Genomic DNA, 11,196 nt, shown 5'->3' with positions numbered 1-11,196 from the left:
TTCGCGGAACTCGTGCTCTGGTTTTCGACCGGTCTTTTCTCCGCGGCATTCGATGAAGAAATTCCGGCCAGAAATAACGTTGCGATGAGGAAGGAAAATACCTTTTTGTTCATTTGCATCATGCCCCACTCTTCAGCAACTCGCATGCCAGGCTTTCTCAGGCTTGGCGGGGGTGTCAGGCGTGTCAGGTTTGTTTAAAGAGGTGTCAGGATTCCTGTCAGCGCGAATTAATTTTCCTTAAATCGTATTTAAATTTCCTGGTTCGCTTCTTGCTCTCCTGAAATAAGATCGTATGAAGCGTATGGCGTCAGTCCGAAACCTGCTGATCCTTTGCTGCCTTGGGGGCGGCCTGCTTCTTTCGAGCAATGTTCTTCAAAAAGCCCTCACGACGGTTCAAATGCCATTCGCTGGAATTCTGCCGTTCCATAATCTCTTCATCGGCGCCTTCACTCAACCGGAGTGGAAAGGTGGCGCCCTGGCGCTCACGTACCACGACCGCGTTCTTTCGGTCGACGGCGGCCCTCTTTCAAGCGCCGACGATTGGCAAAGACTCCTCCGCGAAAAAGGTGCTCCATTGGGAGCGGTACAAACGCAAATCTCGCACGGGAAAAGTCCGTTGGAAGTTTCTTTACCGATCTCTCCTCTGCCCGCTCGCGACGTCTTTCGGATTTTCACCCCTCTGTTCGCCACGGGATTGGCGTTTTGGCTGATCGGCATGATCGCCGCGCTCGTCTATCCGGCGCCCGCCGGCCTTGTTGCGTTCTTGGCCTATTGCTTCTCCACGGCCATATACTTTCTGACCGCTTACGATTTTCACACCACATATGAACTGAGATATTTACTCTTGGCGGCGTTTTCGGTCCTCCCCGCCAGCGTTCTACACTTGTGTCTCGCCTTTCCTCGACCATGGAGTTCTCCCGGCCGCCGATTTGTCCCGTCCATCTTCTACGGTATTTCCGCGCTGCTGGCCCTGCCCTATCTCTATTATTTCGACCGAGACCCCGTTCGGTGGAAGATCTTTGAGTACATTCTCTTTCTCTACCTTTCCTTAGCTTACGTCGTGTGGCTGGGGGCAACGGCGTGGCGGGCATTTTACGATCGAATGGAAGAGGTTCGCCGACAGTGCCGGCTGATGTTGATCCCTCTTCTTCCCGGTTTCGGCGCCATTTTCGCGGGTGTCTGGCTCGTTTTTATGTTCGACGTCCCGATTCCTTTGCATTGGATGGCTCCCCTGAGCGCCCTCTTTCCCGTCGCCGTGGCATTCGCCATGTTCCGGGCGAATCTCTTTCTCGTGGATCGATTGGAAGCCCAAGTGCAAGAACGAACGGCGGAACTTCGAAAGGCGCAAGCGGAACTTACGGAAGCCACCAAGCTCGCAGCCGTGGGGCAATTGGCGGCGGGCACGGCGCACGAGATCGGCAACGCCATGAACGTCGTTCTGTCGAATCTCCCAGTCCTCAAGAAATACGGAGATTCCCTCGTCTCCCTCGTGGAGTCCCAGGGAGATTCCTCGAAGCTGGATGAGTTAAAGCGAAAAGCCGATTACGAGTTTCTTCGACAGGATCTTCCGGAGCTTCTTTCGAACCTCACGAAAGGCGCGGAGCATACGGTCAATATCGTCTCAGACTTGAAGGCCTTTGCGAAACCTCCTGCGTCCGAAAAGACGCTTCTTAACGTGGGTCAGGTTTTAGCTTCCGTGCTCCGACTCTTACGTGCCCAGACCGGAGAGGGGATCAAAATCAAAACCGATTTTCAACCGGTACCCGATCTGGTAGGCGCGCCGGGGCCGATCCATCAACTGTTTCTGAATCTACTTCTGAACGCTATCCAAGCCATCGAAGGCGAGGGAACCATCGATATGACGGTGACCACAAACGGCCGGGAGGTCGTGACGACGATCGCCGATTCCGGAAAGGGCATTTCGAAGGAGCAACTCTCCCGTGTGATCGAGCCGTTTTACACGACGAAGCCGGGGGGCACGGGATTGGGATTGAGCGTCTGCCACGGAATCGTGACGGCGCACGGAGGAAAGCTGACCATTGCCAGTGAACCGAACCGAGGTACCATGGTTACGGTGACACTGCCGATCTCTCCTCCGGACGCCTCATGACGCCGCGAAAGTTTCTTTACGTCGACGACAGTCTCGAAAATCTCGCCACGCTACGGCGCGTTTTGCGGGGCAAATATGATGTGGAGACCGAAACCACCGGTTCCGCCGCGCTTTCACGCCTGGAGGGCGGGGAGTTTGCATTAATCGTCGCCGATCAGAGGATGCCGGAGATGACCGGCGTTGAGTTTCTCAAGAAAGCGCTCAAAAAAAATCCCGACCGAGTGGGAATCCTTCTCACCGCCTACACCGACCTAGGTCCGCTGGTGGAGGGTGTGAACGCCGGGGTGATTTATCGTTACCTCACAAAACCGTGGCGCGAGCCAGACCTTATCCAAGCAATCGCTCAGGCTTTCGAACGATACGACCTGGTGATTGAAAACCGCCGTCTGCTCGCCGAGTTGGAAAGAGACAATCGCTATCTAAAAGAAGAGATCGCGGAACAGTACGACTTTTCTGAAATCGCGGGCGCCGCCCAGGGCCTAAAAGGCGTGGTGGCAATGATCTCTAAAGTCGCTCCTACGAGTTCCAGCGTTCTCATTCGCGGCGAGAGCGGCGTCGGCAAAGAACTGGTCGCTCGGGCGATTCATGCGGCCGGTCCACGGAGGGAAAAGCCGTTCGTTCGCGTGAACTGCGGATCGCTGGCCGAAGGACTTTTGGAAAGTGAACTGTTCGGCCATGAAAAAGGCGCGTTTACGGGCGCAGTCGGTCGACGAATCGGACGTTTTGAGGCGGCGGATGGAGGAACCCTCTTTCTCGATGAAATCGGCGATATCTCGCCCAAGCTTCAGGTGAACCTTCTTCGTATCCTTCAAGAAAAAGAGTTTGAGCGCGTTGGAGGGAACGAAACAATTCGGGTTGATGTTCGCGTGATCGCGGCGACGCACCGGGATTTGGAGAAAATGTCGAAGGACGGGACGTTCCGGGAGGATCTTTATTACCGGATGAATGTGTTTCCCATCCGGGTCCCTCCCCTGCGCGAGCGAATGGGCGATCTAACCGAGCTGACCGGCCGTCTCCTGGCGCGTGCGGCCCGAAATACCGGGATTCCAGCAAAGGCACTCTCCAAGAGTGCGATGGAAAAACTGAAAAGTTACGACTGGCCCGGAAACGTGCGCGAGCTTGAAAACGTTCTCGAACGGGCCTTGATCCTAGCCTCCGCCGATACGATCGCACCCGAAGATTTGGTCCTGGGACCCGGAATCGATGAGACCGTCCAGGCGGCCGATGCCTCCGACCTGACGAAAGAGCAGTTGGAGGAAGCCATTTCCGTGTGCGGCGGCAACAAAGTTCAGGCGGCTCGAAAGCTCGGAATCAAACGGCCGACGCTCTACTACCATCTCAAACGATTCGGCATGAATTGAAATGATCGTCGGCATTCTCCGGCTCAAACTCTTTTTGGCCAATAGCCATTCGCTCAAAGACAAACGGCAGGTTCTGCTCAAGATCAAAGACAAAGTCCAGCACCACTTCAACGCCTCGATCGCCGAGGTAGGCGACAACGACACGTGGCAAAGCGCTGTGCTGGGTGTTTCGGTCGTGGGGAACGAGGCGGGACTTGTCCAGAGCATGTTGGATAAGATTGAACGGATGATCGAAGAGCTATACGTGGCCCAGATCGTCAGCCGCGACCGCGACGTCTACTACGCCAAGGATCACTTCACGCCATAGCTCTCGAAAAGTTCCGTCAGGTACTCCTTCGCCCTTCCATAAACGTCTTCGCGATAGCTTCCCCTCGGCCCGGCGACATTGAGCGTTCCCGGTTTCCGCTCTCTTAGGAACTGGAGCCCCTTTTCCAATGCCTCGTCCATACCCATCGAATCAAGATCGACCCAAAGATGCGGCCGCTGATGTTTTCGGCTTAGTTCGAGCGTAAGCTGCGTGCCGGCGCCCATTGGACCAAAGCTCAATATCAACGTGGCGTCGGCGTCCATCAAATTTCGTTCGGTCCGCTCGACGTAGTCGGTCCCTTTCGTCTCCCGGCAACGGTAGCGTGTTGGAATGGTTCCATCCTCGGCGATTTTCCCTTTCGGTACCCAGCCAAATTGAGGAAGATGGAGTCGAATCGCCGCGTCCCACGCGGCACGGTCGACGCCGGTTTGGCCCCCGCTCCAGATTGTCAGGGGCAACGGTTACTCGAGAATCTCAAGAACATACCGGCGGTTCTGCTTTCCGCCGGCGGCGTCCAGAATGGTTCGGATGGCGTTTGCGTTCGCCCCCTTCTTCCCAATTACTTTTCCGATGTCTTCTTTCGCCACACGGAGCTTTACGACACACGTGTAAGTCCCTTGGGCCTCCTCGACCTGGACTGCGTCCGAGTTATCCACAAGCGCTTTGGCAATCATCTCAACGAGTTCTTTCATTACCGCCGCCTATTGTTGCGCCTCAACTCCGCCCTCACCAACGCAAATAGCTGATTTTGGTGGACTTTTTTCTTCATTCTATCCTAGCATCGCGCCGAAACGTCAAGCAATCAATTCGAGGGGCCAAAGTGGCACCAGAAGCTTGACTTGTTGCCGCATCGCATTATACGCTGCGGCCGGAGGAACCCGTCGGTGAGCCGTATTCTAATCGTGGATGATGACGCCGAATTGCGGCGATCGCTCTGTACCGCCCTCTCCGATCCTCACGAAGTGGACGAGGCCGAAGACGGCCTGGGAGCCATGGAAAAAGTGCGTGCCGGAGGCGTACACCTCGTTATCCTCGACATGGACATGCCCCGAATGGGAGGCATGGACACCCTTCGAGCAATCAAAAAGCACGACCCCCGGACCATTGTTCTAATTCTTACCGCGTATTCGACCATTCAAGACGCCGTCGCCGCGACGCGGGAAGGGGCCTATAACTACCTTCAAAAACCGATCCGCCACGCCGATATCCGAGACATGGTGGAGCGGGCGCTCAAGGCCCACGACCTGGTCGCTCAAGTGGCGTATTCCGCGCCGATTTTCACGGATGAGACCGGAACAAAACTCTCCAGTCGAAGCGGCGGCATGCAGAAAGTTTTTACACTGATCGAGAAGTTGGCCAACGTCGACACGGCCGTTTTGCTCCGGGGCGAGAGCGGAACCGGCAAGGAAGTGGTCGCCCGCGCCATTCATTTCAACAGCCTTCGAAAAGACGGACGGTTCGTAGCCGTTAACTGCAGTGCGATTCCCGAAACGCTGATTGAAAGCGAACTCTTCGGCCATGAAAAGGGCGCATTCACCGGCGCCGACCAGAGAAAGATCGGCAAGTTTCAGTTCGCCGACAGCGGAACGATTTTTCTCGACGAGATCGGCGACATTTCTCCTTCGATGCAGGTCAAACTTCTGCGCGTTCTTCAGGAAAAATGCTTTATGCCGGTCGGATCCAATCGAGAGGTGGAAGCCAACGTCCGCGTGATCGCGGCCACCAACCGGAATCTCGAGGAGATGATGAAGGCGGGTACGTTCCGTGAGGATCTCTATTATCGCCTCAACGTCCTCCCGATCTACCTTCCTCCCTTGCGAGAGCGGGTCGAAGACATCGAAATGCTGGTCCAGCATTTCGTTCGGAAATTCAACGTCGCACACAAAAAGGAGATCCAAGGCATCGATGCCCCGGCACTCGCCCGCCTCAAGACCCACTCTTGGCCGGGAAATATCCGCGAACTCGAGAATGTCATTGAACATACTTTTGTTCTGGAATCCGGAAAGGTGATCACCGAATTTTCGTTGCCGGAATCTCTCCGCCCCGTCGAAGGGATGGCCGCCGATGTTTCGCCCGTTCCCGTCAGCGCACCGAGCGCCGATGGATCGGCCGCGGAGGAACTCGATTTCCCTTCGTTTAAAGAGAGATACGAGCGAGACTTCATCGTTCGAGCGTTGCGGCGGTTTAACGGAAAGATCAATCAGACCAGCGCGCATACGAATATCCCGAAAAAGACGCTTTTGCGGAAGATCGAAAAGTACAAGATCAACACCGAAGAATTTAAGACACGCTGAATGTTTGGCAAAACTGCGGACGGCTGGCGCAGTAAGCTCAAGACACTCTTGTCTCGCGCCTCCGGTGAGAAATTCCCCAAGGAAGAATTGGAAGCGCTTCTTTATGAAGCCGACCTGCCCGCGTCGCTGGTCGCTCGCCTTGCGAATGCGGCTGCACCCATCGGGCTTCGCACGCGCGAGAATGTGACGGAAAAACTCGTTCAAGAGGTTGTCAAAGCGCTTGCGGAACAATATCTGCCGCCCCGTCCATTGCCCAGGCCCGGAGCCATTTTGCTGTTGGGCGTGAATGGCTCGGGGAAGACCACCGTCGCCGGAAAGTTGGCGAAGAAATTTCGCGATCAGGAGATCCCGGTGGTTCTCGCCGCCGCGGATACCTTCCGCGCAGGCGCGATCGAGCAGCTGCGGTTGTGGGGAACGCGCGTAGGCGCGGAAGTCATCGCCCAGAAAGAGGGCGCGGATCCCGGCGCCGTGGTTTTCGACGCCTGGCAGAAGGCGGTAAGTCAAAACGCCATGCTGATCGCCGACACCGCCGGACGGCTTCACACCAAACAACCGCTGCTCGAAGAGCTCAAAAAAGTCGTCCGCATCCTCGGAAAAGACGGCCGGGGTGCGCCGCACGAATGCTATTTGGTGCTGGACGGCACGACCGGACAAAACGCCATATCGCAGGCCAAAGAATTCATGAAAGCCGTGCCAGTGACGGGTCTCATCGTGACCAAACTCGATGGAACCGCCAGAGGCGGTTCCATGGTGGCCGCCTCGCTGGAGTTGTCTCAACCGATTCGCTACATTGGAGTCGGAGAGAAACCGGGCGATCTTCTGGACTTTGACGCAGCCACGTTTGCCCGCGAACTTTTTCGCGTATGACCACCTTTTCGTTTAGCACCTTTCTCGGCGGTCTTTGCTTTTTCCTGTACGGCCTTCACCTGACGGAGGAATCCCTCCGGCAGGCGGCCGGCGACGAACTGCGGGGCTGGTTGACGCGCCTGACGCGGCACCGCCTTTCGGCCTTTTTTTTCGGCGCGCTCATGACCGTCGTTCTGCAAAGTTCGACCGCCACGACCGTGATGCTCGTCGGCCTGACGGGAATCGGCGTGCTGAGCCTGCGGTCGGCGATGCCCATGGTTTTAGGCGCCGACGTCGGAACGACGCTGTTGGTGCTGATCCTTGCGTCGTTCGTTCAGCTCGATGCCGCCGCGATTGCGTTGTCGATTCTGATCGTCGGGTTTCTCTGTACCTTTTTCTTTCGGGCAAACCCTCTTCGAACCTACGCGCGCGCACTCCTCGGATTCGGCTTTCTTTTTTATGGTCTAAGCCTGGTCGCTGGAGCGGGGGGAATGCTCCGCGGATCGATCCTTGTGCGGGAAATCTTAATGGCGCTCTCCAATCATCGTTCCGTAGCGCTCTTCTTCGCGGCCCTCGTCACCGGACTGATTCAAAGCAGCGCCGCGTTGATCGGGATTCTCCTTTCGTTTTCGGCTTCCGGAATCCTGGACGTGACGCAAGCCGTTCCCTTCATTTTGGGAGCGAATTTAGGAAACAGCGTGGCGCCCCTTCTCGTGGGAATTCGCTCCCAAGACGAAGGGAAACGGCTGGCTTCCTTCCATGTCACGGCAAAAGTGCTCGGAGTTCTGGTCGCCTTTCCCTTCATGGATCAGCTGGTCACTCGCGTTCAATGGATCACCGCTTCTCCCACGTTCCAGATCGCGGCGATTCATATTCTTTTTAACATAGGTATCGCGGTGATCCTGTTGCCCACGATTTCGACGGCGGCTCGAATTCTTTCGATCGTCGTGCCGGCCCGACCGCGAGAGACGCGCTTCGGCGCCAAATATCTCGACGAGCAATCGCTCGATTCGCCCTCCCTCGCTTTTGCAAACGTGTTTCGGGAAACCCTGCGCATGGCCGAAATCGCACAAAAGATGGTCGCGCAGTCCCTCATTCCCTTTGAAGAGGGGGGGACCGAAACGATGGAACGGTTGGAAGAGCTGGACGATCAGGTGGACCGCCTGGACCGCGAGATCAAATTCTATCTGGCCCGCGTGAATATGGCCCAGCTGACCGATGTTCAAGCGCGCCGCCAGGTCGAACTCCTCACTCTGACGCACGATTTGGAGTCCATCGGCGACGTCATCAACAAGGACTTGATGGAGCTCGCGAAAAAGAAACGGCGGAAAAATGTTTCGTTTTCGAAGGAAGGATGGGCGGAGATCCAGGAATTTCACCGGAAAGTGATGGAAAATTTTCATCTTGCGATTACTTCGCTGGCCACTGGAGACGCCGAACTCGGTTCGAAGGTCATTCGTCACAAGAGCCATCTGGCTCTGCTCGAACAAGAACTGGGGCAAAACCACCTTCGCAGGCTCCATCAAGGCCTTCGCGAGGCGATCGACACGTCGTCGATTCATCTCGACATTCTCTCGAACCTCCGCCGAATAAACTCGATCGTTTCGAAACTCTCCTACCCCGTTCTCGACCGGCGGGACCAAGGTGGAAAATAGGGGCCTTGACTTGGACCGCCCGCCTCGGTAACTCTGGCTCCCTGATGGCCACTGCAACGCAACCGACCACCGACATTCAAATCCTCGGCAAAACGTACTCCGTTCGAAGCGACACGGATGCTTCGTTCGCGACGGAGACCGCCAAATTGGTGAACGGGAAAATGCGGGAACTAATGGACAAGGCGGGGGCGCTTTCCGCGGAGAAGGTCGCCGTGCTGACCGCTATGAACCTGGCCGGCGAATTGCTGCAGATCCGGAAACGGGAAGAATCGATCCGGGAGTCCTTGAAGCAAAAGGCTCGGAAACTCCTCCGGTTGATCGATTCGCGTACGTAACCGATTTTTCGCCAAGCTCCGGCTTGGAAATCCCCCATGAAGATTCTTTTTATCGGCGATGTGTTCGGGAAACCGGGCCGGCGTGTCATCGAGGCTCATCTTCCGCGCCTGATCGATGAAGAAAAGCTCGATTTCGTCATCGCCAACGGCGAAAACATGGCCGGCGGAAAAGGATTAACTCCCGCCACCTGCCGGGAGCTTTTCGATGTCGGCGTCGACGTCATCACCACGGGTAATCATGTCCGGGACCAGAAAGAGATCGACGCTATGTTGGAGAGTGATCCGCGCCTCCTCCGGCCGCTCAACTACCCCCCCACCATGCCCGGAACCGGGCATGGGGTCCGCCCCAGCCGGGGCGGCGCATCGGTCGGCGTCGTTAATGCGATCGGGCGGGTTCATATGGGTGAAATTCCCTCGCCCTTTTTGCCGACGATGGAACGGGTGAAAACGCTCAAAGAGCAGACTCCGGTGGTCGTGGTCGATATCCACGCGGAAGCCACGTCCGAAAAGCGCGCGATGGCCTGGTACCTTGACGGCATCGCGTCCGCCGTCGTCGGGACACATACGCACGTTCAAACGGCGGACGAGGAGATCCTTCCGAAGGGAACCGCCTATATCACGGACGTCGGCATGACCGGGCCTTACGAGAGTGTGATCGGCCTTCGTACCGATCTCGCCTTGGAGCGTTTCGTGCAGCAAAAAAAAGGGAAATTTGAAGTCGGGAAAGGCGACGTCCGCCTCTGCGGCGCGATCATCGAGATTGATGTCGCCACGGGACGCGCTCTTACCATTCGCCGTCTACGAATTAATCACACGGGCAACTAAACCCGATCAACGATCCCACGAGGGGCGACTGCTCCGTTCATTTCGGCTGATTTTTGAGTTGAAGTTTTTTCGCAACCATCGTCAGAATCTTGTCTTCCAACATCAGATCGCTTGCGACCGTCACCCACTCCCCATTTTGCTCAACCTGCTGGTGTTTATAGAGCGTGACTACGACGCCGGTGCCGTCAAAGACGAGTGTGCCGGAAATTCGAAACTTGTTCTTCTGATACGGCTGGTAGTCTCTCACCACTTCCGTCGAGAATCGGCCCGCCTTTTCATCCTTCACTTCAAACGGCATTAGAAAGTCGAACTGAACCGTATCGGTCACTGCTTTCCAAACTTCTTTCACCGGGCTGCGGTAGATCCGAACGTTTGGAGGAAATAAACTTTTTTGGGTTGGCTCTCTCTTGGAGGCACAGGCCGTCATAGACGACAAACAAAGCAGCGATACAAAAAGATGGCTGAATTTCACCGGCCGATGCTCCCTATCAAACGAACGTGAGCCACTCTTTGTGCTTGTCGTTCTTCCCCCGAATGAGGTCGCCGTACGCGTTCTGAATCTTCTGCGTCATCGGCCCCGGTTTTCCGGCGCCGACGATTCGCGTGTCGACTTCCCGAACCGGCGTCACTTCCGCGGCTGTTCCGGTCAAGAACACTTCGTCCGCCACGTAAAGATCGTCTCGCGTCAACTGCTCTTCAACGACCGGCGTTCCCCACTCCCGAAGAAGCGTCATCACCGTGTTGCGCGTGAGGCCCGAAAGGATGGAGCCGAGCGGCGGCGTGCGAACCACGCCGTCCCGAACCATAAACAGATTCTCGCCGGTCGCTTCCGCCACATACCCTTCCGGATCGAGAAGCAAGGCTTCGTCGTATCCCGACATCTTGGCCTCCCGCTTCGCGAGGACGGAATTAAAATATTGGCCGCAGACTTTGGCTTTCGTCATTCCGATGTTTCGGTGATGGCGCGTGTAGCTGGACGTTTTCATCCGGATCCCGCGCGTAACCCCTTCGGCTCCCAGGTAGGCGCCCCACCCCCACGTGATGATCGCCACGCTGATGGGATTGTCGTAGGCCCAGATCCCCATTCCCGGAGCGCCGGTGATAAAGGCGAGCGGGCGGAGATATCCTTCCTTCAGTTTATTCTCGCGAACCGTTTTAACGCAGGCCTCCACGAGATCGGAAACACGGTACGGCAGTTTCATTTCCACGATCCGGGCCGATTCGTCGAATCGGCGCATATGGTCGCGCAGACGGAACACCGCCGTCCCCTTCGAACCGCAGTCGTAGTAACGAATCCCCTCAAAAATGCCGACGCCGTAGTGGAGCGTGTGCGTTAAAACGTGAACGTTCGCGTCCCCCCACGAGACGAACCGGCCATCCATCCAGATTTTTTCCGTCTTCTGATACATCCCGACCTCCCGAATTTACTGTCCCGGCTCCGGGACACTTGCCGCGCCGAGGGT

Annotated in this window: 12 protein-coding genes; 8 read left to right on the top strand and 4 right to left on the bottom strand. The window is 56.4% G+C overall.

The window, feature by feature from the left end:
- The first annotated feature begins 301 nt into the window (after positions 1-301).
- The 3 genes from VI895_09485 to VI895_09475 are packed head-to-tail and all read left to right on the top strand — an operon-like array spanning position 302 to position 3,778.
- Positions 302-2,110: a HAMP domain-containing sensor histidine kinase gene (locus tag VI895_09485; protein ID HLG20028.1), complete on the top strand. Its 1,809-nt coding sequence runs from the start codon at positions 302-304 to the stop codon at positions 2,108-2,110.
- The gene (locus VI895_09480) at positions 2,107-3,471 is read left to right on the top strand and encodes a sigma-54 dependent transcriptional regulator (GenBank protein ID HLG20027.1); all 1,365 of its coding nucleotides are present in this window, start codon (positions 2,107-2,109) and stop codon (positions 3,469-3,471) included. Before VI895_09485 ends, VI895_09480 begins: the two co-directional genes overlap by 4 nt.
- Position 3,472: 1 nt before the next feature.
- Positions 3,473-3,778 carry a DUF503 domain-containing protein gene (locus VI895_09475; GenBank protein HLG20026.1) on the top strand — a complete coding sequence of 102 codons (306 nt, stop codon included), beginning with the start codon at positions 3,473-3,475 and terminating at the stop codon, positions 3,776-3,778.
- On the opposite strand, the gene VI895_09470 is transcribed toward VI895_09475, so the two are convergent.
- Together VI895_09470 and VI895_09465 are read right to left on the bottom strand one after the other, a co-directional pair.
- On the bottom strand, positions 3,763-4,236 hold the full coding sequence (locus VI895_09470; GenBank protein HLG20025.1) for a putative molybdenum carrier protein: 474 nt from the start codon (positions 4,234-4,236) through the stop codon (positions 3,763-3,765). The two genes, VI895_09475 and VI895_09470, sit on opposite strands and share 16 nt — an antisense overlap.
- Positions 4,237-4,239: 3 nt before the next feature.
- On the bottom strand, positions 4,240-4,470 hold the full coding sequence (locus VI895_09465; GenBank protein ID HLG20024.1) for a KH domain-containing protein: 231 nt from the start codon (positions 4,468-4,470) through the stop codon (positions 4,240-4,242).
- Between the two features lie 192 nt (positions 4,471-4,662).
- Between VI895_09465 and VI895_09460 the strand changes: the two genes are divergently transcribed.
- Genes VI895_09460 through VI895_09440 form a run of 5 tightly spaced genes read left to right on the top strand, consistent with a single transcriptional unit; the run spans position 4,663 to position 9,733 of the window.
- On the top strand, positions 4,663-6,072 hold the full coding sequence (locus VI895_09460; GenBank protein ID HLG20023.1) for a sigma-54 dependent transcriptional regulator: 1,410 nt from the start codon (positions 4,663-4,665) through the stop codon (positions 6,070-6,072).
- Entirely contained in the window at positions 6,073-6,939 is an 867-nt protein-coding gene (gene ftsY, locus VI895_09455) for a signal recognition particle-docking protein FtsY (GenBank protein HLG20022.1), read from the top strand.
- Positions 6,936-8,573, top strand: coding sequence for a Na/Pi cotransporter family protein (locus VI895_09450; GenBank protein HLG20021.1), 1,638 nt, complete (start codon positions 6,936-6,938; stop codon positions 8,571-8,573). Before ftsY ends, VI895_09450 begins: the two co-directional genes overlap by 4 nt.
- Positions 8,574-8,617: 44 nt before the next feature.
- A complete protein-coding gene (locus VI895_09445) occupies positions 8,618-8,908 on the top strand; it encodes a cell division protein ZapA (GenBank protein HLG20020.1) in 291 nt (96 codons plus the stop codon).
- A 36-nt stretch (positions 8,909-8,944) separates the two neighbouring features.
- The gene (locus VI895_09440) at positions 8,945-9,733 is read left to right on the top strand and encodes a TIGR00282 family metallophosphoesterase (GenBank protein ID HLG20019.1); all 789 of its coding nucleotides are present in this window, start codon (positions 8,945-8,947) and stop codon (positions 9,731-9,733) included.
- Positions 9,734-9,770: 37 nt separating this feature from the next.
- On the opposite strand, the gene VI895_09435 is transcribed toward VI895_09440, so the two are convergent.
- Both VI895_09435 and VI895_09430 read right to left on the bottom strand, forming a co-directional pair.
- The gene (locus VI895_09435) at positions 9,771-10,082 is read right to left on the bottom strand and encodes a hypothetical protein (protein HLG20018.1); all 312 of its coding nucleotides are present in this window, start codon (positions 10,080-10,082) and stop codon (positions 9,771-9,773) included.
- A gap of 139 nt (positions 10,083-10,221) precedes the next feature.
- A complete protein-coding gene (locus VI895_09430; protein ID HLG20017.1) occupies positions 10,222-11,142 on the bottom strand; it encodes a branched-chain amino acid transaminase in 921 nt (306 codons plus the stop codon).
- Positions 11,143-11,196 lie beyond the last annotated feature (54 nt).

This window comes from Bdellovibrionota bacterium (assembly GCA_035292885.1).
In the GTDB taxonomy this organism is placed as follows: Bacteria; Bdellovibrionota_G; JALEGL01; order JALEGL01; family DATDPG01; genus DATDPG01.
This window is presented reverse-complemented; position numbering and strand designations above follow the sequence as displayed.